This is a genomic window from Streptomyces africanus, assembly GCF_030816955.1.
Lineage (GTDB): Bacteria > Actinomycetota > Actinomycetes > Streptomycetales > Streptomycetaceae > Streptomyces > Streptomyces africanus.
This window is the reverse complement of sequence record NZ_JAUSYP010000001.1, coordinates 6142387-6165525: the sequence shown is the minus strand read 5'-3', so window position 1 is coordinate 6165525 and position 23139 is coordinate 6142387. Positions and strand designations below refer to the sequence as shown.

Genomic DNA, 23139 nt, shown 5'->3' with positions numbered 1-23139 from the left:
AGCGTATACCTCAGCCTGCCGGACCGGGCATGACGGATTCGGCCGGGAACAGCCCCAGCCGGTGCGCCACCGCCGCCGCCTCGCCGCGCCCGGAGACGCCGAGCTTCGCCAGGATGTTGGAGACGTGGACGCTCGCGGTCTTCGGGGAGATGAACAGTTCCTCGGCGATCCGGCGGTTGGTGTGACCGGCGGCGACCAGGCGCAGCACGTCCCGTTCCCTGCTGGTGAGGCCCAGGGCCTCGGCGGGGTCCATGGGGGCGAGGGCCGGTTCCGCGGCGGGCGTGAGCGGCAGGCGGGCGCGCCGGGCGAGCGCGGAGGCGGCCTCGGCGAGCGGCCGGGCCCCCAGGTGGCGGGCGACGGCGTGGGCGAGGCGGAGCAGTTCGGTGGCCCGGTCGCGCTCGTCGGCCTCGCCGCCGCCGGTCAGCAGCGACTCGGCCAGGCGGTACCGGACGCGGGCGAGGTCGTAGGGGCGCTCCAGGGGTTCGAAGGCGGTGACCACCTCCGACCAGAGGTCCGGGACGCTCCGGCTTCCGGTGCCAGGGAATTCGGCGTGGTGGATGTCGGCGCGGTGGAGTTCGGCGCGGACCCACTTCTCGTGGGCGAGCCAGACGGGGGCGTTCGTGGTGAGGCGTTTGACGGCCGCGAAGATGCTCTGAAGGGTCTCCTCGCGGCCGTCCCGCGCGGTCGGCAGGGCCCGGGCGTCGGCCTCGGCAGCGGCGGCTTCGAGCAGCAGGGGCCAGGCGTAGCGCTGGGTGCCGGGCGGGAAACCGGACTTCAGGGTGCGGGCCAGTTCGGCGCGGGCGTCGGCGAGGCGGCCCTCGGCGACGGCGACCTGGAGGGTGAGGCAGGCGATCGGGAGGTCGTGCTGCGGCATGGGGTCGTGCGGGCCGTAGGAGGCGCGGCTGTCGGCGAGATGGCGGGCCGCCTCGGGCACCCGGCCGCGGGCGAGCGCGAGGAACGCCAGGCTGTTGGCGCCCGACCCGTACGGCGCGGCCGTCTGCCCTCGCCGCTGGGCGTTGACGGCCGCCTCGGCGGCCTCGTCCCAGCGGCCCAGGGAGATGAGCGACTCGGCGAGGTTGCTCCAGACCCAGCCCTCGGAATCCCGCAGGCCCATCCTGCCGGTGAGGCGCAGGCCCTCGTGAAGGACGTCCACGGCCTCCTCGGAGCGCCCGATGCCTTCCAGGGCGGAGGGCAGGTTCACGTGGCTGCGGCCCACGACCGCCGGGAGCCCCCGGGCCACGACCTCGTCCCTGACCTCGTACATGTGGGCCAGCCCGGCCTCGATCTGCCCGGCGTCGATCATGAGTCCGCCGAGGGTGAGCCGGGCGTTGGCCTCGATGTCCTCGGCGCCCACCATGCGCGCGTACTCCACCGCCCGCTCGGCGGCCGTCAGGGCCTCCGGGCCCGGCTGGTGGAGCATCGACCAGTGGGCGACCGTGGCGAGCACCTCGGCGTGCACCTCGGACGGCGGCAGGCCGCGGACCAGGTCCTGCGCGGTGGCGATCTCCTTCCAGCCGTCACCGCGGGCGAGCCGCTGCACCAGCCGGGAGCGCTGGATCCAGAACCAGGCGGCGCGCAGGGGGTCGTCCTCCTCGTCCAGCTGGCGCAGCGCACGCTTGGTGATCTTCAGGGCGCGTTCGCGCTCCCCGCAGAGCCGTCCGGCCACGGCCGCCTCGGCCAGCAGGTCGAGGTGGCTCAGCGCGGTGGCCTCCGGGCCGCAGGGCGGATAGACCTCGGCGTAGTCGACGGGGCGCAGGGTCCGGCGTACGGCTTCGGGGGCGGTGTCCCACAGTTCCATCGCCCGTTCCAGCAGCCGTAGTTGCTCGGCGTAGGCGTGACGGTGGCGGGCCTCGACGGCGGCGTCGAGGACGGCGGGCAGGGCCTTGGCCGCGTCGTGCGCGTGGTACCAGTAGCTGGCCAGGCGCGTCGCGTGCTGGTCGGCCGGGACGAGGGTCGGGTCGGCCTCCAGGGCTTCGGCGTAGCGGCGGTTGAGGCGGGAGCGCTCACCGGGGAGCAGGTCGTCGCTGACGGCCTCGCGGACCAGGGAGTGGCGGAAGCGGTAGCCGTCGTCGGCGGGCGCGGGGGTGAGGATGCTGGCGTTCACGGCGGCCCGCAGTGCCTTGATGAGGTCGTCCTCGGCGAGCCGGGCGACGGCGGCCAGCAGCCGGTACTCGACGGTGGAGCCGCCCTCGGCGACGATCCGGGCGACCTGCTGGGCGGTCTCCGGCAGCCCCTCCACCCGGACGAGCAGCAGGTCGCGCAGGGAGTCGGTCAGGCCCGTGCGGCAGCCCTCGTGGGCGGCGACGGCGAGTTCCTCGACGAAGAAGGCGTTGCCGTCGGACCGTTCGAAGATCGCGTCGATCTGGTCCGGGTCGGGCTCCTGGGCGAGGATGCCGGCGACCTGGCGGCACACCTCCTCGCGGTTGAACCGGGCGAGTTCGATGCGGCGGATGGTGCGGAGCCGGTCGAGTTCGGCGAGCAGGGGCCTGAGCGGGTGGCGGCGGTGGATGTCGTCGGAGCGGTAGGTGGCCAGGACGACGAGGCGGCCGGTGCGCAGGGTGCGGAAGAGGTAGGAGAGCAGGTGGCGGGTGGAGGCGTCGGCCCAGTGCAGGTCCTCCAGGGCGAGGACGACGGTGTGCTCGGCGGTGACGCGCTCCAGCAGGCGTGCGGTGAGTTCGAAGAGGCGGGCCATGCCGTCCTCGTCGTGCCGGGCGGCCTCGCGGGCTGCGGCCGTGCCGATCTCGGGGAGCAGCCGGGCCAGCTCCTCCTCCTGTCCGGCGGCCGCGGCGGCGAGTGGCCCGGGCAGCTCGCGGCGCAGGGCGCGCAGGGCGGTGGAGAACGGCGCGAACGGCAGCCCGTCGGCGCCGATCTCGACGCAGCCGCCGAGCGCGACGACCGCGCCCCGCCTGCGGGCAGCGGCGGCGAACTCCTCGACGAGCCGGGTCTTGCCGACTCCGGCCTCGCCGCCGACGAGCAACGCCTGGGGGTCGCCCGCGGCGGCACCGGCGAGCACCTCGTCGAGCAAGCCCAACTCGGCGTCCCGGCCGACGAACACGGGGCTGACGGACCTGGTCTCCACGGACCCGAGCATCGCATGCGGCTCCGACAGCCCGGCACCGGTTTTGCCACGCCGGCCCCCGGCCCCGGCACCGCGGACGCCCGCGGGACCGACCGCCGCCGCCGTCCGGACGTCCCCGGGCCCCGTTGTCGCCCCCGTCCGGGCACCCACGGGACCGGCCGCCGCCCCCGCCCGGACGCCCCCAACGACGGCAGCCGCCTCCCGGCGGACCGCCACCACGTCAGCACCCCCGCCCGCCCCGACGGCCACCGCATCAGCAGCCACCTCCGCCCGCACACCCCCGGGGCAAGCTGTCGCCCCCATCCGGACGCCCCCGGAACCGGCCGCCGCCCCCGCCCGGACGCCCCCGGCATAGGCAGCCGCCTCCCGGCGGACCGCCACCACGTCAGCACCCCCGCCCGCCCCGACGGCCACCGCATCAGCAGCCACCTCCGCCCGCACACCCCCGGGGCAAGCTGTCGCCCCCATCCGGACGCCCCCGGAACCGGCCGCCGCCCCCGCCCGGACGCCCCCGGCATAGGCAGCCGCCTCCCGGCGGACCGCCACCACGTCAGCAGCCCCGCCCGCCCCGGTGGCCACCGCATCAGCAGCCTCCTCCGTCCCGATGGCCACCACATCAGCGCCTCCGTCCGTACGGACGGCCACCACATCAGCGGCCGCCTCCGTGCGGGTGATCGCGGAGGCGGCCGGTGTCGGTCCCGTGTTCACGCGGCGCGGGCTGACCGTGGCCGGCGGAAGCGGCGGGTATGGCTCTCGTGCTCGGCGGAGCCTTCCGCGGCTTGACGGCGGGCGGCGCGGCGGGCCCGGGCGGCCTCGCGGACCAGGCGCTCGTGGTCGGCCCGGCGGATGAGGTCGGCGGCGCGCAGCTGCTGGAACTCGTACTCGTACATGGCGTGTCCTTGGTGAGAGGTCGGGCGGAAGGGATTCGCTTTCCGCGATGCCTCCACCTTCGTCTCCCGGGCCGGGCCGCCACATCGGGAGAGTTCCGCATCTTCCGGGGCCCGCGGGGCCTTAGACACGGCTGAGGGGCCTCAGGGACTCCGTAAGGTGCTCGCGGATTCCCTAAGACCCCTCAGGACCTGCGGTGACTCAGCCCGCCGACGGCAGGGAGAGCAGGATGCCGGTGTACTTGAGGACCGCCAGGAACAGGCCGATCACGCCGAGCGCGACACCCGCCCAGGCGACCGACTTGATCCAGGGGGCCTGGATCCTGCCGGGGGTGCCGAAGGCCGGCCGGGCCAGTACGACGACGCCGACGATCAGCGCCGTCACCGCGAACAGGCCGCCCCACAGGGCGGTGGTCTGCCAGGCGTCGCCGTAGACCGCCTGGATCTGCTTGGCCACGCCCGCGTTCTGCGCCGTCTCCAGCTGGCCGATGAGGTTCTGCCGTGCGGCAGCCACCGTGCCGAGCCAGCTGCCGGTGAGCGAGACGACGCCCAGCGCGGCGGAGACCACGGCGCCGGCGCCCTGGCCGACGCCGGAGGCGCCCTCCTCCTTGGTGCCGGCGGTCTCGGCCGGGACCTCGGTCCGGGTCACCTCGTCGGACTTGGTGGTGTCCACCGCCTTCTCGTCGGTCGTGGCCTCGGTGGCCTCGGTCTCGTCCACTGCGTTCGTTGCCATGTGTCGCACCGTAGGGTCGCTGTCTGAGAAGTCTCTTAATGATCGTCGTGAGCGGCACGCGCGCGTGCGGCGCGCCACTCGGGCGCCAGCACCGACCAGACTTCGAGATCGTGCCGTACGCCACCATAGGGGTGCGCCTCGCGTCGCACACCGTCACGGGTCATGCCGAGGCGCCGCGCCACGTTCAGGCTCGGCTGATTGGCGGAGGCGGCGACCCACTCGACCCGGTGGATGCCGCGCTCCTCGACGGCCCAGTCGATGAGAACCCGCATCGCGCGTGTGACCAGGCCCCGGCCCGTTCCGGCGGGCTCCAGCCAGCAGCCGACCTCGCAGTTTCCGGTCGCCGCGTCGAAGTTCAGGAACAGCACCCCGCCCACCAGCGTCCCCTCCAGCCACACGCCGTGCAGGGACCCCGTGTCGGCGGCGCGCATGTCGGCGTAGAGCTGGAGCTTCGCACGGGCGGAGAGCAGGTCCGTCTCATTCGTCCCGAACGGGATGTACCGCCCGATGAACTCCCGCCCCCGCTCCAGGTGCGCCAGGAACTCCCCGGCGTGCCAGGGCTCCAGGGGCCTCAGCTCGGCGTCGTCACCCAGGGATATCGCGTACATCCCGCTGCCGTTCCTCCTCGGCCAGGACGTCCGCCACCTCGGCGTCCGTCGCGGCGGCCAGCCTCTCATGCGCGGCACGGCACTCGGGCGGTTCGATGCTGATCCGCGGCAGGCGCTTGTCCATCCAGCGCGGCAGCCACCAGTTGGCGCCGCCGAGCAGGTGCATCAGGGCGGGGACGAGGAGCGTGCGCAGCACGAAGGCGTCCAGGGCGACGGCGGCGGCCAGGGCGATGCCGAACATGGCTATCACGCGGTCGCCGCTGAGCACGAAGGCGAGGAAGACGGAGATCATGATGACGGCCGCCGAGTTGATCACCCGGCTGGTCTCCGCGAGGCCGACCCGGACGGCACGCCGGTTGTCGCCGGTCTCGAGCCACTCCTCGTACATCCGGCTCACCAGGAAGACCTGGTAGTCCATGGAGAGGCCGAAGAGCACCGAGACCATGATCACGGGCAGGAAGGGCTCGATGGGCCCCGCGCTGCCGAGGCCGAGCAGTTCGCTGCCCCAGCCCCACTGGAACATCGCGGTGACCACCCCGAAGGCGGAGGCCACGGCGGCGACGTTCATCGCGGCGGCCTTCAGCGGGATGCCGATCGACCGGAAAGCGAGCAGGAGCAGCAGACAGCCCAGGCCGATGACGACCCCGACGAAGACGGGCAGCTTGGAGACGATGATGTCGGCGAAGTCGTCGTAGCCGGCCGTCATGCCGCCGACCTGCGTGTCGAGCGAGGTGCCCGCCTCGGCCCGGGGCAGCACCTCGTCGCGCAGCCGGTCGACGAGGTCGCTGGTCTGCTTCGACTGCGGCGAGGACTCCGGTACGACGGTGAGGTACGCGGTGTCGCCGCCGGAGCCGAACGTCACCGGCGTCACCGAGGCGACGCCCTCGGTGGTGCGGAGCGTGGCGTCGAGGTTGTCCAGGGCGAGCTTGTCGTCGGCTCCGTCGACCTTCGTGACGAGGGTGAGCGGGCCGTTGACGCCGGGGCCGAAGCCGTCGGCGAGGAGGTCGTAGGCCTGCCGGGTGGTGGATGTCTTCGGGTCGTTGCCCTGGTCGGAGGTGCCCAGGTGCAGGGAGAACGTGGGCAGCGCGAGGACGGCCATGACCACCAGGGCGACCGCGCCGAGCGCCTTGGGGTGGCGCTCGACGAACGCCGACCAGCGGGCGGCGAAGCCGGTGGGCAGTTCGGGTTCGGGCCCGTGTTCCGCCAGGCGGCGGCGCTCGCGGCGGCTGAGCGCCCGCATGCCGATGAGGGACAGCAGGGCGGGCAGCAGCGTCACGGAGGCCGCGACGGTGAGGATCACGGTCAGACTGGCGGCGACGGCGACGCCGTTGAGGAAGCTCAGCCGCAGGATCAGCATGCCCAGCAGGGCGATGCAAACGGTGGCACCCGCGAAGACGACCGCCCGCCCCGTGGTCGCGACGGCGTTGGTGGCCGCCTCGGTGACGGACAGCCCGCGTTTCAGCCCGCGCCGGTGTCTCGTGACGATGAAGAGCGCGTAGTCGATACCGACGCCGAGCCCGATCAGCATGCCGAGCATGGGGGCGAAGTCGGCGACGGTCATGGCGTGCCCGAGCAGCACGATCCCGGCGTAGGCGGTGCCGACGCCGACCAGGGCCGTGGCGATGGGCAGCAGTGAGGCGGCGAGCGAGCCGAAGGCCAGGAACAGCACGACCGCGGCGACGACCACGCCGACGATCTCGGCGAGGTGCCCGCCGGAGGACTGAGTGAGCGCGACGGCGCTGCCGCCCAGCTCCACCTGGAGCCCGTCGGTCTGAGCGCTCTTGGCGGTGTCGACGACGGCCTGCGCCTCGGTCCGGCTGATGTCCTGCGCCTGGTCGTCGAAGGTGACCGTGGCGTACGCCGTACGGCCGTCCGCGCTGACGCGTCCCGTGCCCGGCCCGTCGTAGGGGCTGGTCACAAAGGCCACGCCGGGCAGGTTCTCGACGCGTTCCAGGGCGCGGGTCATCGTCTGCTCGACGTCGGCGGCGCGGACACTGCCGGAGGTGGTGTGCCAGACGACGGTGTCGCTGTCGCCGCCGAGCCGCGGGAAGCCCTCGTGCAGCAGCTGGGTGGCGCGGCCCGACTCGGTGCCGGGGACCTGGTAGTCGTTCGAGTACGCGGAGCCGGCGACGGCGGCGCCCGCAGCCACCCCCGCGAAGGCGAGGAGCCACAGCAGAACGGTGACCAGACGGCGTTGGACACACCAGCGTGCGAGGGCTGCCACGAAACGTGCTCCCAGGGTGACTTTTTTTGGATCTTTGACCGGGAGCAGTCGTCCATGAACTGAACAGCCCGCAAAGAACGCATGAGCAATGCGGAGTCACTCTTACAGGCGTACGAGATCATTTGTCGGTTTCGTGGGCTTATTCACAGCGGGCGGGGTCAGTCAGACTGGTCCCCCAGCGCCATCACCATCACGCCGGCGATCAGCAGCCACAGGGCGCGCCGGGTGCGTCCGCGGGCGCCCAGCACGGCGGCGCCCGCGCAGACGGCCGCGCCGCCGGCGTACGCCGCCGGGACGAGTGCCGGTGCGGAGCGGGTGAGGCGGAGCAGGGCCGCGGCCAGACCCGCCAGGGTCAGCGCGGCGCCCGTGCCCGCCGCCGTCCAGCGGGCCCGCCGCGCGCCCTCCACCGGATCATCGGCGTCGTCCGGCTCGTCGGCCGGCTCCCCGTCCGGTTCCTCGTCCGGCTCTGCCGCATCGTCGTCCGGCACGGCATCGGGCTCGGTGTCCTGCGCGGCGGCTGCCTCCGGGCCCGTTATCTCAGGATCGGTGTCGGAATCAGCGCGTCCACTCATGGCCGAGACGGTAGCGCGTCGGGCGGGAAAACCGGGTGCGGGGCCGAGGGGCCGGCTGTTAGCGTCCGCGGGTCCGAGGAATGCCCGCGGCACCTCGCCGCCCGGCCGAAGCAGGTGCATTGTTTGACGGTCCGACCGAGCTCCGACGCATCCCCCTTCTTCCTCAAGGACACAAGGAGCCCGTTCACCGATGCGCGACATCACTTCCCGGACCTCGAACGACCCCCTCGCTGACCGCGTCAGCCACCCCCGCTACCCGCGCAGCAACCGCTACGACGCCCGCTGGACCGTCGAGAACCAGATGGGCCCGCACGCGCTGTGGCTGCTGGAGTGGCTGGCCCCCGCCCTGGGGCTCGACACCCTGAGCCCCGGCTCCCGCGTGCTCGACCTGGGCTGCGGCCGCGCCATGACGTCGATCTTCCTCGCCCGGGAGTACGACCTCCAGGTCACGGCCGCCGACCTGTGGATCAAGCCCGACGAGAACGCCGGGCGCATCGCCGAGGCGGGCGTCGCCGACCGCGTCCTGCCCGTGTTCGCCGAGGCGCACGACCTGCCGTTCGGCGAGAACAGCTTCGACGCGATCGTCTCCGTCGACGCCTACCAGTACTTCGGCACGAACGACCTGTACCTGCCCGAGCTGACGCGGCTGCTGAAGCCCGGCGGGCGGATCGGGGTCGTCGTACCGGCGCTGCGCGAGGAGATCGACGGCGCCGAGCCGCCGGAGCACCTGAGGCCGTACTGGGAGCCGGGGTTCTGGTGCTTCCACACGGCCGCCTGGTGGCGGCGCCACTGGACCCGCAGCGGGGCCGTGGAGGTCGAGACGGCCGACTGGCTGGAGGACGGCTGGCGCGACTGGCTGCGCTGGTGCGAGGTCGTGGCCGAGGAGCACACGGACGAATTCCACATCCGGATGGCCGGCCAGTGCGCCGAGATGCTGCGCCTGGACCAGGGCGGCACGCTGGGCTTCGTCCGGGTCGTCGGCCGTCGCCCGGAGGCATAAAGGCGCAGGGGGGATGCACCGGGACCGGTGCATCCCCCCTGTGGGGTTCGCGGAGGTCAGCCCTCGCTGACGCCCAACTTCTGAAGGATCAGTTCCTTCACGCGGGCCGCGTCGGCCTGGCCGCGCGTGGCCTTCATGACCGCGCCGACCAGGGCACCGGCCGCCGCCACCTTGCCGCCGCGGATCTTGTCCGCGATGGCCGGATTGCCGGCGATGGCCTCGTCGACGGCGGCGGTGAGCGCGCCCTCGTCGGAGACGACCTTCAGACCGCGCTTGTCGACGACCTCGTCCGGGGTGCCTTCGCCCGCGAGGACGCCTTCGATGACCTGACGGGCCAGCTTGTCGTTCAGGTCGCCCTTCGCGACGAGCTCGGTGACCCGGGCGACCTGCTGCGGCGTGATCGCCAGCTCGTCGAGCGCCTTGCCCGACTCGTTGGCGCTGCGGGCCAGCTCGCCCATCCACCACTTGCGGGCGGAGGCGGCGTCGGCCCCGGCCTCGATGGTGGCGACGATGGGCTCCAGCGCACCGGCGTTGAGGATCGCCTGCATGTCGGTGGCGGAGACGCCCCACTCCTCGCGGAGCCGGTTGCGGCGGACCAGCGGCAGCTCCGGCAGCGCGGAACGGATCTCCTCGACCCACTCACGGGACGGGGCCACCGGGACGAGGTCGGGCTCCGGGAAGTACCGGTAGTCCTCGGCCTCCTCCTTCACCCGGCCCGAGGTCGTGGACCCCGTGTCCTCGTGGAAGTGGCGGGTCTCCTGGATGATCGTCCCGCCGCTGCTCAGCACGGCCGCGTGCCGCTGGATCTCGAAGCGGGCCGCGCGCTCCACGGACCGCAGCGAGTTCACGTTCTTCGTCTCCGAACGCGTGCCGAACTTCTCGGTGCCGTTGGGGCGCAGCGACAGGTTCACGTCGCAGCGCATCTGGCCCATCTCCATCCGGGCCTCGGAGACACCGAGCGCCTTGATGACCTCGCGCAGCTCACGGACGTAGGCCTTCGCCACCTCGGGGGCGCGCTCGCCCGCGCCGACGATCGGCTTGGTGACGATCTCGATGAGCGGGATGCCGGCGCGGTTGTAGTCCAGGAGCGAGTGCGAGGCGCCGTGGATACGGCCCGTCGCGCCGCCCACGTGCGTGGACTTGCCGGTGTCCTCCTCCATGTGGGCGCGCTCGATCTCCACGCGGAAGGTCTCGCCGTCCTCCAGCTGTACGTCGAGGTAGCCGTTGAAGGCGATCGGCTCGTCGTACTGGGAGGTCTGGAAGTTCTTCGGCATGTCCGGATAGAAGTAGTTCTTCCGGGCGAAGCGGCACCATTCGGCGATCTCGCAGTTCAGCGCGAGGCCGATCTTGATCGCGGACTCGACGCCGGTCGCGTTGACGACCGGGAGCGCGCCGGGCAGGCCGAGGCACACGGGACAGGTCTGCGCGTTGGCGTCCTGGCCGAGGGCGGTCGAACAACCGCAGAACATCTTGGTCTTGGTGCCGAGTTCGACATGGACCTCAAGGCCCATGACGGGGTCGTACGACGCGAGTGCTTCCTCGTACGACACCAGGTCGGTCGTGGTGGTCACGGTGAAACTTCCCTCTCAGCCCAGCAGGACGTCGTCGTCGCCCAGCCGCTTCAGCTCGCGGTACAGGATCGCGAGGCCGGTGACGATGGCGACGGCGGACACGGTGGCGTCGATCAGGACCAGGGTGTCCTTCTCGGCGCGGGCCTTCTTCAGCCGCTTGGCGACGCCGATCGCGCCGAACGCGGTCCCGGCCATGGACAGGTACGTGCCGGACCTGGACTTCTTGAAGCCCTTGGCCTTGGTCAGTGCACTCACAGCGACGGAGCCTCCTCGATCAGCGGGTGGCCCCACTTTTCCACGAAGGCGGCCTCGACGGCGGCGCCGACCTTGTAAAGACGGTCGTCCTTCATGACCGGGGCGATGATCTGCAGACCGACCGGGAGGTTGTCCTCCGGGGCGAGACCGCACGGCAGCGACATGGCCGCGTTGCCCGCCAGGTTGGTCGGGATGGTGCACAGGTCGGCGAGGTACATCGCCATCGGGTCGTCGGCGCGCTCGCCGATCGGGAAGGCGGTGGTCGGGGTCGTCGGGGAGACGATCACGTCGACCTGCTCGAACGCCTTGTCGAAGTCCTGCTTGATGAGCGTGCGGACCTTCTGGGCGCTGCCGTAGTACGCGTCGTAGTAGCCGCTCGACAGCGCGTACGTGCCGAGCATGATGCGGCGCTTGACCTCGGGGCCGAAGCCGGCCTCGCGGGTCAGGGAGGTGACCTCCTCGGCGGAGTGCGTGCCGTCGTCGCCGGTGCGCAGGCCGTAGCGCAGGCCGTCGAAGCGGGCGAGGTTGGAGGAGCACTCGGACGGCGCGATCAGGTAGTACGCCGACAGCGCCAGGTCGAAGGACGGGCAGTCCAGCTCGACGATCTCGGCGCCCAGTTCCTTCAGCAGCGCGACGGACTCGTCGAACCGCTGGATGACACCGGCCTGGTAGCCCTCGCCGCGGAACTGCTGGACGACGCCGACGCGCATCCCGGCGACGCTGCCGTTACGGGCGGCCTCGACGACGGGCGGGACCGGGGCGTCGATCGAGGTGGAGTCCATCGGGTCGTGGCCGGCGATCACCTCGTGCAGCAGGGCCGCGTCCAGCACCGTGCGGGCGCAGGGGCCGCCCTGGTCGAGGGAGGAGGAGAAGGCGACCATGCCGTACCGCGACACCCCGCCGTACGTCGGCTTCACGCCGACCGTGCCCGTGACGGCGGCGGGCTGGCGGATGGAGCCGCCGGTGTCGGTGCCGATGGCGAGCGGGGCCTGGAAGGAGGCGAGCGCGGCGGAGGAACCGCCGCCGGAGCCGCCGGGGATCTTGGTGAGGTCCCAGGGGTTGCCGGTCGGGCCGTAGGCGCTGTTCTCGGTGGAGGAGCCCATGGCGAACTCGTCCATGTTGGTCTTGCCGAGGATGACCACGTCGGCGGCCTTGAGCCGCTTCGTGACGGTCGCGTCGTACGGCGGGATCCAGCCTTCGAGGATCCTCGAACCGACGGTGGTCGGGATCCCCTCGGTGGTGAAGATGTCCTTGAGCGCCAGGGGAACGCCGGCCAGCGGACCGAGCTTCTCCCCCTTGGCGCGCTTCTCGTCGACGGCACGGGCCTGGGCGAGCGCGCCCTCGCGGTCGACGTGCAGGAAGGCGTGCACCTTCTCGTCGACGGCCTCGATCCGGGCGAGGTGGGCCTCGGTGACCTCGACGGCCGTGAGCTCGCCGGAGGCGATCTTCGCGGCGGTCTCGGCGGCCGTGAGCTTGATGATGGGGCTGTCCGTCATGGCGGGTTACTCCTCCCCCAGGATCTGCGGCACCTTGAAACGCTGCTGCTCCTGGGCCGGGGCTCCGGAGAGCGCCTGCTCGGGGGTGAGCGAGGGACGGACCTCGTCCGGGCGCATGACGTTGGTCAGCGGGAGCGGGTGCGAGGTCGGCGGTACGTCTTGGTCGGCGACCTCGCTGACGCGGGCCACCGCGCCGATGATGTCGTCCAGCTGTCCCGCGAAGTGGTCGAGCTCTTCGGGCTTCAGCTCCAGACGCGCCAGCCGGGCGAGGTGGGCGACCTCCTCGCGCGTGATGCCAGGCATGCAGCGATCCTCTGGGGTGAGTGAATGGATGTGGCCCAATCCTATGGGGCGCGGGGCCGTGCCCGTGAAACGGTTTGGCCCGGCCGTCGGTGACGGCCGGTTCTCCCGGGCCTCGCCCCTCAGGACGTGACCGTCGTACAGCTCCCGCATCCAGCCGCCGGATGACGGTGTGAGCGCACTCAGACGGCGAAGAGCAGTCCGGCACTGATCAGGACGACGACCGCGGTGGCGAAGTGGATTCCGAAGGCCACCGCCTTCGCACCGCCGTGGCGCAGCACGATCAGGGTGTCGCCGAGCGGCACGAGTGCCACCGCGAGCATGAACCAGGCCTCGGGCCGGGCCCCCGCGAAGACGAGCACCGCCAGGCCGGCCAGCCCGAAGGTGCCGTCCCGCAGGCCTTTGATCGCCAGGTAGGCGCCGGCATCGCCGCCGGGGTCGGCCGGAACGCCGTAGCCCGCGGCCGCCGGGGCCGGCTGGAACAGGAACCGGTAGCCGAGGAACAGGCAGAACAGGTTGAGCACGACGGCCAGGGTGTACGCGGTGACGGTCACGTCTCTCCTCGTTTTCTAGCGACGCTAGGGACAAGAGCGAAGCTAGCAGAGCACCGACAGGAACGCTAGCGGTGCTAGGATCTCGGGCATGACGATCCAGACGCGCCGGGAGCGCGAACGAGCGGAACGCGAGCGGCTGATCGTGACGGCCGCACGGGAACTGGCGGAGGCGGAGGGCTGGGACGCGGTGACCACGCGCCGGCTCGCCGACGAGATCGAGTACAGCCAGCCGGTCCTCTACAGCCACTTCAAGGGCAAGGGCGCGATCATGGCGGCGGTGGCGGTGCAGGGCTGTGCGGACCTGGCCGACGAGCTTCGAGCGGCGCGCACGGCGGCCGGGAGCGCCCGCGAGGCGCTGGCGGCGGTGGGCGGGGCGTACACCGACTTCGCCCGGCGGCGGCCCGCGCTCTACGACGCGATGTTCACGCTCACCGTGGACCTGCCGTTCGCCACGCCCGAGGCACCGGCGGCCCTCCAGGACGCCTTCGGCGAACTGCTGCAGGCCGTCCGGCCGATCGCGGCCGAGGGCGAGGACACGGGATTGCTGACGGAGACCTACTGGGCCGGGCTGCACGGGCTGGTGACCCTGATGCGCAGCGGGCGGCTGCCCGAGGAGGCGCACGAGCGCCGGCTGGCGCTGCTGATCGGCCACTTCGTGCCCCAGGGCACGAACTGAGCGCTCGTCCCGGGGAGTACGCCACGGGCGAGCGCGAGCGCAACAGCGAAGGCCTACTCGTCGGCCGTCGCCGCGGGCAGCGCGGCGCGCGGGCGCTGCCAGCCCCGGGGCCCCCGTGCCCGCAGCCACGCCGTGGTTTCCTCCGGGGGCATCGCCGCCGCGACCAGCCAGCCCTGGACGGCGTCGCAGCCGAGGTCGCGCAGACGCTCCCAGGTCTCGTCGTCCTCGACGCCCTCGGCGACCACGAGCAGGCCGAGGGAGTGGGCGAGGTCGACCGTGCAGCGCACGATCTCCGCGTCCTCGGTGTCGACCGCGAGCCGGGCGACGAAGGAGCGGTCGATCTTCAGCTCGCTGACCGGGAGCTTGCGCAGGTGCACGAGCGAGGAATAGCCCGTGCCGAAGTCGTCGAGGGACATCTTCACGCCGTGCGCGGTCAGCTGGTTGAGGGTGTCGGCGGCACGCTGCGGGTCCTCCAGGAGGACGTGCTCGGTGATCTCCAGTTGGAGCGCTCCCGCCGGGACGCCGTGCCGGGCCAGCCGGGCGGCGACGGAGCCGGCGAAGCCGGGGGTGTGCACATCGCGCGGGGAGACGTTCACCGCGACCGGGACGAACAGGCCCTGGCTTCGCCAGCGCGCGACCTGGCCGAGGGCGGTCTCCAGCACGTACTCGGTGAGGTGGGGCATCAGGCCCGAGGACTCGGCGATCGCTATGAACTCGTCCGGCGGCACCTTGCCCCGCTCGGGGTGCACCCAGCGGACCAGGGCCTCCAGGCCCGCGACCTGACCGTCGAAGCGGACCTTGGGCTGGTAGTGCAGATGCACCTCGTGGGCGTCGAGGGCGCGGCGCAGATCGCCCAGCAGGCCGAGCCGGTCGGGGGTGTTGGAGTCGCGCTTGGACTCGTAGACCTCCACGCCGGTGCGGTCCCGCTTCGCCTGGTACATCGCCACGTCCGCCCGCCGCAGCAGCCCTTCGGCGTCCAGGGCGTGGTCGGGGAAGACGGCGACTCCGGCGCTGGCCTCCAGCACGAGGGTGAGGCCGTCGAGGTCGAGCGGGGAGCTGAGCGCGGCGACGAGGTTGCGGGCGACGCGGGTCGCGGAGGTCGTGGAGTCGGCGACGGGCAGTAAGACGGCGAACTCGTCCCCGCCGAGCCGGGCGGCCTCCGCCCCGCGCGGCAGCGCCACCCGCAGCCGGTCGGCGATCTGCAACAGCAGCCGGTCACCGGCGAGATGACCGAGCGTGTCGTTGACCGACCGGAACCTGTCGAGGTCGATCAGCATCAGCGCGGCGCGGGCGTCGATCCGCTCCGCGTCGTCCAGTGCGGTCCAGATGCGCTCCAGCAGCCACTGACGGTTGGGCAGCCCGGTCAGCGGGTCGCGCAGTTGCTCCTCCGCGCGGGCCCGGGCTATCCACAGGGTGGAGTCCAGGGCGATGAGGGGGATGGCGAACAGCGGCAGCAGGATCGGCTTGGCCACGGCGACCACGCAGACCAGCGGCGCGATCCCCAGCAGCGCGACCGCGACGAGGCCCTGTCTGACCAGCGCGGTGCGGGCGACGGTGGGCAGGCCCGGGCGCGGGGCGTGCAGGTACCAGAGCAGGACGCGGCTGACCGTCAGGTAGGCGATGGCGACCAGGGCCACCTGGGGTGCGGTGGTCAGTGTCCAGGCGGCGGGCTCCGCCGGGGACTCGACGGACGGCACGCTTCCGAAGACGCCCAGCACGAGCGCGCCGGCGCCGATGCCGAGGAGGTCGACGGCGCCGTGCAGCACGCCCTGGCGCCAGCGGTTGCGGCGGGCTATCCCGACGAGCACGACGACCGTGAGGCTGACCATGCCGGCCGGAACCCAGCCGTAGAGCAGCAGCACGGCGAGCGTGAGGGCGGCCCCCGAGCCGGTGCCGCCCCACCAGCGAGAGCGGCCCAGCATGACGAGGTGGCCGACGATGACGCCGGTCAGCACGGCCAGCGCCCAGCCGGCCGTGCCGGACGGGAAGAGGGCGTGGCCATCGGTGAAGGCTCGGTAGAAGCCCGCGCCCAGGACGAACCCGGCCGCCGCGACGACGGCCGCGGGCAGCGCGGGCCAGGAGTGGTGCCGTTCGCCGTCCGCGCCCTCGGCGGCCAGTCCGGAGGTGTGTTCGGTGATCGGCTGTGCGCCGGGGCCGTCGGCGGCGCGCCCCGCGCCGGCACGCCCGTCCGGGGTGTACTGTCCGACGGCGCGCACTTCCGCGCCCGGACGCCCCGCCGGCCGGCCCGTCCCACGGACTGCACGCCATACGACCGCCATGCGGCGCAGGCGCAGCCGTGAGCCCGGCACGGCGCTCTCGGTCGGTTCCATTCCCGTCCCTCTCACAGCCGGCGGTGCCCACGCCCCGCGGCCCGGTGCCCGACAACCCTTGGGCGGCCCGCGTTGGAAAACCCTTCCCCGTGCTCCGCGAGCACGAAGATGCCCCGACCGCAGCTGGGCACGGCAGGCGCACATCTCAACAGTAGGCCGCAGAAGGCTTCCACGGGCAGCGGTCGCCGACGGTTGCCCGAATGCGCCCCGGCCACCCGTATGCATCTGGTATGCGCCGAACGGGTGGCCTTCAACCGCTACTCCTCGGCCGAAAGAGCGACTTCGGCCGCCGCGTCCGGTCCTTGTTCCAGCAGGACCCCGAAACCGTCCTCGTTCAGGACCGGGACCTTCAGCTGCATCGCCTTGTCGTATTTCGATCCAGGGCTGTCACCCACGACGACGAATGACGTCTTCTTCGAAACCGAGCCGGTCACCTTCGCTCCGCGGCTCTGCAGCGCCTCCTTGGCGCCGTCCCGCGTGAAGTGTTCGAGGGTGCCCGTGACGACGACTGTGAGCCCTTCGAGCGGGCGCGGCCCTTCGTCCTCGCCGGTGCTCTCCTCCTCCATGCGGACGCCGGCGGCCTTCCACTTTCGGATGATCTCGCGGTGCCAGTCCTCGGCGAACCACTGCTTGAGGGAGGCGGCGATGGTCGGGCCGACGCCCTCGGTGACCGCCAGCTCCTCCTCCGTGGCCTGGTCGATGCGCTCGATCGAGCGGAACTCGCGGGCCAGCGCCTCGGCCGCGACCGGCCCGACGTGACGGATCGACAGGCCGGTGATGATCCGGGCGAGGGGGCGCTGCTTGGCCGCCGCGATGTTCTCCAGCATGGCGAGCGCGTTCTTGCGGGGCTGGCCCTCCTGGTTGGCGAAGATCGTGGCGACCTTCTCCTCGCCGCTCTTCGGGTCGCGCTTGGGCAGGCCGCTGTCCGGGTCGAGGACGTACGCCTTGATGGGCAGCAGCCGGTCGACGGTGAGGTCGAACAGGTCGCCCTCGTCCACCAGCGGCGGGTCCTCGGGCTCCAGCGGCTTGGTGAGGGCGGCGGCGGCGACGTAGCCGAAGTGCTCGATGTCCAGGGCCTTGCGGCCCGCGAGGTAGAACAGGCGCTCGCGCAACTGGGCCGGGCAGGTGCGGGCGTTCGGGCAGCGCAGGTCGACGTCGCCCTCCTTCATCGGCCTGAGCGCCGTACCGCACTCGGGGCATTCGCTCGGCATCACGAACTCGCGCTCGCTGCCGTCGCGCAGGTCGGCGACCGGCCCGAGGATCTCCGGGATGACGTCACCGGCCTTGCGCAGCACCACCGTGTCACCGATGAGGACGCCCTTGGCCTTGACCACGTCCTGGTTGTGCAGCGTGGCGAACTCGACCTCGGAGCCCGCCACCGTGACCGGCTCGACCTGGGCGTACGGCGTGACCCGGCCCGTGCGGCCCACTCCCACGCGGATGTTGACGAGCTTGGTGTTGACCTCCTCCGGCGCGTACTTGTACGCGATCGCCCAGCGCGGGGCGCGCGAGGTGGAGCCGAGGCGGCCCTGGAGGGGGATCTCGTCGAGCTTGACGACCACGCCGTCGATCTCGTGCTCCACGGAGTGGCGGTTCTCGCCGAAGTAGGCGATGAACTCCCGTACGCCGTCGAGGCCGTCGACCACCTTGTTGTGCCGGGAGGTGGGCAGGCCCCAGGTCTTGAGCAGGTCGTAGGCCTGGGAGAGGCGGGTCAGGCCCGTGAAGCCCTCCAGGGCGCCGATGCCGTGGACCACCATGTGCAGGGGGCGGGTGGCCGTGACGCGGGGGTCCTTCTGGCGCAGTGAACCGGCCGCCGCGTTGCGCGGGTTGGCGAAGGGTTTGTCACCGGCCTCGACCAGACGGGCGTTGAGCTCCTGGAACTTCTCCATCGGGAAGTAGACCTCGCCGCGGATCTCGACGAGGTCGGGCACCGAGTCGCCCTTGAGACGCTCCGGGATCTCCGCGATCGTCCGGACGTTCGGCGTGATGTCCTCGCCGGTGCGGCCGTCGCCGCGGGTCGCCGCGCGGGTGAGACGGCCGTGCTCGTAGGTGAGGTTCACGGCGAGGCCGTCGACCTTCAGCTCGCACAGGAAGTGGTAGTCCTGCTCGCCCAGTTCCCTGGCGATGCGCTCCGTCCAGGCGGCCATCTCCTCGTCGTTGAAGGTGTTGTCGAGGGAGAGCATGCGCTGGCGGTGCTCGACCGCCGTGAACTCCGTCTCGTACGATCCGGCGACCTTCTGGGTCGGCGAGTCCGGGGTGCGCAGCTCCGGGAACTCCTCCTCCAGCGCCTCCAGGGAACGCAGCAGCTGGTCGAACTCCGCGTCACTGACGACGGGAGCGTCCTTCACGTAGTAGCGGAAGCGGTGCTCCTCGATCTGCTCCGCGAGGCGCGCGTGCTTCTCCCGTGCCTCGGCGGGCACCGTCGTCGTCTCCGCTTGCTTGTCGCCGGCCACCGTGTCGTCCTCCCGTTACTCTGGGTTGTCCGCGAGGGATCTCGCCGCCCGGACGCAGTGGGCGAGGGCCGTGCGCGCGTACCCCGGGGAGGCCCCCGCGAGTCCGCACGCCGGCGTGACCGTGACCGCCTCCGCGAGAAGCCCCGGTGACAGCCCCAGCCTGCGCCACAGCGTCCTGACACCCATGACGCTACCGGCAGGGTCTGACAACGGGCCCTCCGCGGACGGGACGACACCGGCGAAGAGCCGGGTACCGCCCTCCACCGCCTCCCCGATCACGTCGTCGTCACGCTCGGTGAGCAGGGAGAAGTCGAAGGAGACGGCCGCGACGCCGGCCCGGCGGAGCAGCGCGAACGGGACGTCGGGGGCACAGGAGTGGACGACGACGGGCCCGCCGGTGTGCACCCCGACGAGGTCGCGCAGCGTCTGCTCGACGACCTGCCGGTCGGCGGCCCGGTGCGTGCGGTACCCGCTCGCGGTCTTCACCTGGCCGCGCAGGACGGCGGTGAGGGACGGCTCGTCGAGCTGGAGGACGAGCTGCGCGCCGGGGACCCGCCGCTGCACCTCGGCGAGGTGCTGGCGGAGACCTTCGGCGAGGGAGGCGGCGAGGTCGCGGCAGGCGCCGGGGTCGGAGAGGGCGGCCTCGCCGTTGCGCATCTCCAGGTGGGCGGCGAGGGTCCAGGGGCCCACGGCCTGCACCTTCAGCGGCCCCTCGTAGCCCTGCGTGAATTCCTCCAGCGCGTCGAGGTCCTCGACGAGCCAGGAACGGGCCCGTTTGGTGTCCCGCCCCGGGCGGTCGCCGAGCCGCCAGCCGCTGGGCTCCACGCGCGCGTACAGCTCGACGAGCAGGCCGGCGGTCCGCCCGATCATGTCCGCGCCGGGTCCGCGGGCGGGCAGTTCGGGCAGGAAGGGGAAGTCCTCGAAGGTTCCGGTGGCGGTTCTGACGGCCTCTCGGGCGTCGCCCCCGGGCAGGGAGCCGACCCCCGTGGCGGCACCGAACCTGAACTGGCTGTTTTCGCTCACCGCAGCAGCCTACGCAGCGGCCCGGCCGGTCAGTGCCCCGGTCGTACCGTCAGGTCGTTGACCTCGGCGTCCCTCGGCAGGTCCAGGGCCATCAGGATCGTCGTGGCGACCGACTCGGGGTCGATCCACTTCGACGCGTCGTACTCCTTGCCCTCCTGCTGGTGGACCTTGGCCTGCATGGGGCCGGCCGTGCGGCCGGGATAGACGGAGGTGACACGGACGCCATTGCCGTGCTCCTCGTGGCGCAGGGAGTCGGCGAGGGCCTTCAGACCGTGCTTGGAGGCGGCGTACGCGGACCAGCCGGCGTGGGCGTTCAGGCCGGCGCCGGAGTTGACGAAGACCACGTGGCCCCGGGTGGCGCGCAGCTGGGGCAGGAAGTGGCGGGTCAGCTCGGCCGGGGCGACGAGGTTGACGTTGAGCTGGTGGCGCCAGGTCTTCGGGGTGAGCTCCCCGACCGGGCCGAGGTCGACGACCCCGGCGATGTGCAGCAGCGAGTCCACGCGGTCGGGCAGCGACTGGTGGGAGAAGGCCCAAGACAGCTTGTCGGGGTCGGCGAGGTCGCCGACCAGGGTCCTCGCCCCGGGGAACTCGGCCGCCAGCTCCTTCGCGCGGCCCGCGTCGCGCGCGTGCAGCACGAGGTCGTCCCCGCGCGCGTGCAGACGGCGGGCCACGGCCGCGCCGATGCCGGAACCGGCTCCGGTGATCACATGAGTAGCCATGCCCGCCATGCTCGCATCACGCGAACCTCACCCAGGGCAGCAGCCCGGGTTCACGCCACGCCCCGGCTCTCCTCCAGGTATGCCAGCGCCCCCACTGGCTCCTCCGCGAAGAACACCAGGTCGGTGAGCGGGCGGGGCAGGAAGCCCTCGTCCTCCATGCGGCGGAACTGCTCCTTCAGGCCGTCGTAGAAGCCCGCGGTGTTGAGCAGGACCACGGGCTTGTCCGTGTGGCCGTGCTTCTTCAGCTCCAGGATCTCCGTCGCCTCGTCGAGCGTGCCGGTGCCGCCGACCATGATCACCACGGCGTCGGCCTTCTCCAGGAGCAGCTTCTTGCGCTCGGCGAGGTCACGGGCGACGACCATCTCGTCGACGCCGGGGCGGGCCTTGGCGGAGAGGAACTGCACGGAGACGCCGACGAGCCGCCCGCCCGCCTCCTGCACGCCGTCGGCGACCACCTTCATGAGACCGACGTCGGAGCCGCCCCACACGAGGGTGTGGCCGCCCTTGCCCAGCAGCTTGGCGAACTCCCGCGCGCGGGAGTGGTGTAGCGCTCGTCGAGGTCGGCGGCGGAGAGGAAGACACAGATGTTCATGAGGCCACCGTACGGGCCCGGTCCGCCGTCGCGGTGATCCGCATTTTGGACTGCCGGTGCGGGAGTTGTTCCCAGTCGTCCATGAACCGGGCGTCCAGGCCGTACCGGGCGGCGAGTGCCGTCAGCGTCGCCGTCCGGTAGTAGAAGTCCTCGTGCAGCACCTGGTGCTCCTCGCCCTCGGTGCGGTCGAACGTGAAGTCGAAGAACCCGCCGGGCGCGAGGATCCGGCCGACGTGGGCGAAGCATTCCTCGATGACGTGCAGCGGCGAGTGCGAGAAGACGCTGTGCGCGTGGACGACGTCGAAGTAGGCGTCGGGCAGGAAGGCGAAGGTGAGGTCGTCGGCGAGCGCCAGGTAGGGCAGTTTGGACTGGAGGCCCTCGGCCACGAGGGTGTCCTGGGCGGCGAGCAGGATGTGCGGCGAGATGTCGATGCCGTAGTAGTGCCCGGCGTCGAGGTGGTCGATGAACAGGCGCCCGGCGCGCAGGTTGCCGCAGCCGATCTCCAGCATGCGGTGGTGCGGCTGGAGGCCGTGTCCCACCAGGTAGTCGAACTGCATGCGCCCGATCCGCTCCCACGCCTGGCGCGAGGGGTTGTGTCCCACCGCCGCCTCCGCGCTGCGCGCCGCGTCGGAGGCCATCACGGCGCGGTAGTACGCGATGTGGTCGCGGTACCGCAGCCGCAGCCAGGCGTCCCGCGCCGCGCGCCGGGCGTGCGCGGGCACGCGCTCCGGGTGGCGCAGGGCGTACCGGACCTGGTGGACCAGGGCGCTGCGGTTTCGGGCCCGTTCCGTGGCTCGCATGGGTGGCCTCCTGCGGCGAGGGAAGAACTCCGCTTCAGCGTGCGCTGTATCCGGGGAGTCGGCTACCCAAGGAGGGCGATCGTGACCACCGGGCATCGCATCACCGTCGAGAAGAGTGACCGGCCCGTGCGCGTGGCGCACGCCGGGCAGGTCCTGGCCGAGAGCGACCGGCCGCTGGTCCTGCGCGAGACGGGCTGTCCCGACCGCTACTACATCCCGGCCGAGGACGTCCGCCTCGATCTGCTGACCCCGTCCGCCACGCGCACGTACTGCCCGTTCAAGGGCACCGCGTCCTACTGGTCGCTGCCGGACGCCGCGGACCTCGTCTGGGCGTATCCGGAGCCGAAGCCGGACGTCGCCGAGATCAAGGACCACCTGTGCTTCTACGAAGTCGAAGTGTTGTGATCGGCTGACGCGCGGCCCGCCTCACCCATGAACACCGTGCCGTGCGGCAGTCTGCACTGACATGGACAACAGGATCCTTTCGCGTGACGGCACCCGCATCGCGTACGAGAGCACCGGCCGGGGCCCCTCGGTCGTCCTGGTGAGCGGGGCGATGTCGACGGGCGGCACCCTGGCGCCGCTCGCCGTGTCGCTCTCGGAGCGTTTTCAGGCCGTCGTCTACGACCGCCGGGGCCGCGGTGCCAGCGGGGACACGGCGCCGTACGCCGTCGAGCGCGAGGTCGAGGACCTGGCGGCGGTGATCGAGGCGGTGGGCGGCGAGGCTTTTCTGTACGGCATCTCGTCGGGCGGGGCGCTGGCCCTGGAGGCGGCGGCGAGCGGTCTGCCGGTGCGGCGGGTCGCGGTGTACGAGACGCCGTTCGCGATGTCGCAGGAGGGTGCCGAGGAGCGCGCGGAGTACACCCGGCGGCTGACACAGGCGCTCGGTGAGGGGCGGCGCGGGGACGCGGTCGAGCTGTTCCTGCGGCTGACCGGCCTCGCCGAGGGGGTGATCCAGGGCGCCCGCCAGTCCCCCATGTGGGCCGCCATGGAGGCGATCGCCCCGAGCCTCGCCTACGACGACGCCGTCATGCGCGACGGGCGGGTTCCCCGGGACCGGCTCGCGTCGGTCGGCGTTCCCGTCCTGGCGGTGGCGGGCGACGCGAGCCCCGGCTGGCTGCGCGAGGCGGCCCGGGCGATCGCGGACTCCGTCCCCGACGGGTCGTACCGCACGCTCCAGGGCCAGACGCACATGGTGGAGCCGAATGTGATGGCGCCGGTGCTGGTGGAGTTCTTCTCGCGGGGGTGAGAGGGACGGGGGCACGCG

20 protein-coding genes and 1 pseudogene are annotated in these 23139 nt (G+C 72.3%); 4 read left to right on the top strand and 17 right to left on the bottom strand.

The window, feature by feature from the left end:
- Positions 1-10 precede the first annotated feature (10 nt).
- From QF034_RS28750 to QF034_RS28725, 6 genes are all read right to left on the bottom strand, one after another.
- Positions 11-3091 (bottom strand): helix-turn-helix transcriptional regulator, encoded by a 3081-nt coding sequence (locus QF034_RS28750; protein WP_307177639.1) that lies wholly within the window; start codon positions 3089-3091, stop codon positions 11-13.
- 692 nt (positions 3092-3783) lie between these two features.
- The gene (locus QF034_RS28745) at positions 3784-3969 is read right to left on the bottom strand and encodes a hypothetical protein (RefSeq protein WP_307177638.1); all 186 of its coding nucleotides are present in this window, start codon (positions 3967-3969) and stop codon (positions 3784-3786) included.
- A 199-nt stretch (positions 3970-4168) separates the two neighbouring features.
- Positions 4169-4699: a hypothetical protein gene (locus tag QF034_RS28740; RefSeq protein ID WP_307177637.1), complete on the bottom strand. Its 531-nt coding sequence runs from the start codon at positions 4697-4699 to the stop codon at positions 4169-4171.
- Between the two features lie 35 nt (positions 4700-4734).
- Positions 4735-5307 carry a GNAT family N-acetyltransferase gene (locus tag QF034_RS28735; RefSeq protein WP_307177636.1) on the bottom strand — a complete coding sequence of 191 codons (573 nt, stop codon included), beginning with the start codon at positions 5305-5307 and terminating at the stop codon, positions 4735-4737.
- Positions 5285-7531, bottom strand: coding sequence for an MMPL family transporter (locus tag QF034_RS28730; RefSeq protein ID WP_307177635.1), 2247 nt, complete (start codon positions 7529-7531; stop codon positions 5285-5287). The genes QF034_RS28735 and QF034_RS28730 overlap by 23 nt, the downstream gene beginning before the upstream one ends.
- Before the next feature lie 158 nt (positions 7532-7689).
- Positions 7690-8103 (bottom strand): hypothetical protein, encoded by a 414-nt coding sequence (locus tag QF034_RS28725; RefSeq protein WP_307177634.1) that lies wholly within the window; start codon positions 8101-8103, stop codon positions 7690-7692.
- A 190-nt stretch (positions 8104-8293) separates the two neighbouring features.
- On the opposite strand from QF034_RS28725, the gene QF034_RS28720 reads away from it, so the two are divergent.
- Complete coding sequence (locus QF034_RS28720; protein WP_307177633.1) at positions 8294-9103, top strand: SAM-dependent methyltransferase; 810 nt, start codon at positions 8294-8296, stop codon at positions 9101-9103.
- Between the two features lie 56 nt (positions 9104-9159).
- Here QF034_RS28720 and gatB read toward each other — a convergent pair whose 3' ends face one another.
- The 5 genes from gatB to QF034_RS28695 all read right to left on the bottom strand — a co-directional run bounded on the left by gatB (position 9160) and on the right by QF034_RS28695 (position 13279).
- The gene (gatB, locus tag QF034_RS28715) at positions 9160-10674 is read right to left on the bottom strand and encodes an Asp-tRNA(Asn)/Glu-tRNA(Gln) amidotransferase subunit GatB (RefSeq protein ID WP_307177632.1); all 1515 of its coding nucleotides are present in this window, start codon (positions 10672-10674) and stop codon (positions 9160-9162) included.
- A 15-nt stretch (positions 10675-10689) separates the two neighbouring features.
- Entirely contained in the window at positions 10690-10929 is a 240-nt protein-coding gene (locus QF034_RS28710; protein WP_010041822.1) for a hypothetical protein, read from the bottom strand.
- Complete coding sequence (gene gatA, locus QF034_RS28705; RefSeq protein ID WP_307177631.1) at positions 10926-12425, bottom strand: Asp-tRNA(Asn)/Glu-tRNA(Gln) amidotransferase subunit GatA; 1500 nt, start codon at positions 12423-12425, stop codon at positions 10926-10928. Before gatA ends, QF034_RS28710 begins: the two co-directional genes overlap by 4 nt.
- A gap of 6 nt (positions 12426-12431) precedes the next feature.
- On the bottom strand, positions 12432-12728 hold the full coding sequence (gene gatC / locus QF034_RS28700) for an Asp-tRNA(Asn)/Glu-tRNA(Gln) amidotransferase subunit GatC (RefSeq protein ID WP_004925108.1): 297 nt from the start codon (positions 12726-12728) through the stop codon (positions 12432-12434).
- Between the two features lie 179 nt (positions 12729-12907).
- On the bottom strand, positions 12908-13279 hold the full coding sequence (locus QF034_RS28695) for a DUF4267 domain-containing protein (protein ID WP_307177630.1): 372 nt from the start codon (positions 13277-13279) through the stop codon (positions 12908-12910).
- 88 nt (positions 13280-13367) lie between these two features.
- Between QF034_RS28695 and QF034_RS28690 the strand changes: the two genes are divergently transcribed.
- Positions 13368-13955, top strand: coding sequence for a TetR/AcrR family transcriptional regulator (locus QF034_RS28690; protein ID WP_307177629.1), 588 nt, complete (start codon positions 13368-13370; stop codon positions 13953-13955).
- Positions 13956-14008: 53 nt separating this feature from the next.
- On the opposite strand, the gene QF034_RS28685 is transcribed toward QF034_RS28690, so the two are convergent.
- From QF034_RS28685 to QF034_RS28660, 6 genes and pseudogenes are all read right to left on the bottom strand, one after another.
- Positions 14009-16285, bottom strand: a complete 2277-nt coding sequence (locus QF034_RS28685) for a putative bifunctional diguanylate cyclase/phosphodiesterase (protein ID WP_307177628.1) — start codon at positions 16283-16285, stop codon at positions 14009-14011.
- A gap of 257 nt (positions 16286-16542) precedes the next feature.
- Positions 16543-18738 (bottom strand): NAD-dependent DNA ligase LigA, encoded by a 2196-nt coding sequence (gene ligA, locus QF034_RS28680; RefSeq protein WP_307177627.1) that lies wholly within the window; start codon positions 18736-18738, stop codon positions 16543-16545.
- Positions 18739-18753: 15 nt separating this feature from the next.
- Positions 18754-19761: a methionine synthase gene (locus QF034_RS28675; protein ID WP_307177626.1), complete on the bottom strand. Its 1008-nt coding sequence runs from the start codon at positions 19759-19761 to the stop codon at positions 18754-18756.
- A 29-nt stretch (positions 19762-19790) separates the two neighbouring features.
- Positions 19791-20480, bottom strand: a complete 690-nt coding sequence (locus QF034_RS28670; protein WP_307177625.1) for an SDR family oxidoreductase — start codon at positions 20478-20480, stop codon at positions 19791-19793.
- Positions 20481-20530: 50 nt separating this feature from the next.
- A pseudogene (locus tag QF034_RS28665) lies at positions 20531-21072 on the bottom strand (LOG family protein).
- Positions 21069-21872 carry a class I SAM-dependent methyltransferase gene (locus tag QF034_RS28660; protein WP_307177624.1) on the bottom strand — a complete coding sequence of 268 codons (804 nt, stop codon included), beginning with the start codon at positions 21870-21872 and terminating at the stop codon, positions 21069-21071. The pseudogene QF034_RS28665 and the gene QF034_RS28660 overlap by 4 nt, the downstream one beginning before the upstream one ends.
- 81 nt (positions 21873-21953) lie before the next feature.
- Between QF034_RS28660 and QF034_RS28655 the strand changes: the two genes are divergently transcribed.
- Both QF034_RS28655 and QF034_RS28650 read left to right on the top strand, forming a co-directional pair.
- Complete coding sequence (locus QF034_RS28655; protein WP_307177623.1) at positions 21954-22277, top strand: DUF427 domain-containing protein; 324 nt, start codon at positions 21954-21956, stop codon at positions 22275-22277.
- 61 nt (positions 22278-22338) lie between these two features.
- Entirely contained in the window at positions 22339-23121 is a 783-nt protein-coding gene (locus QF034_RS28650) for an alpha/beta fold hydrolase (protein WP_307177622.1), read from the top strand.
- The last annotated feature ends 18 nt before the right edge of the window (positions 23122-23139 follow it).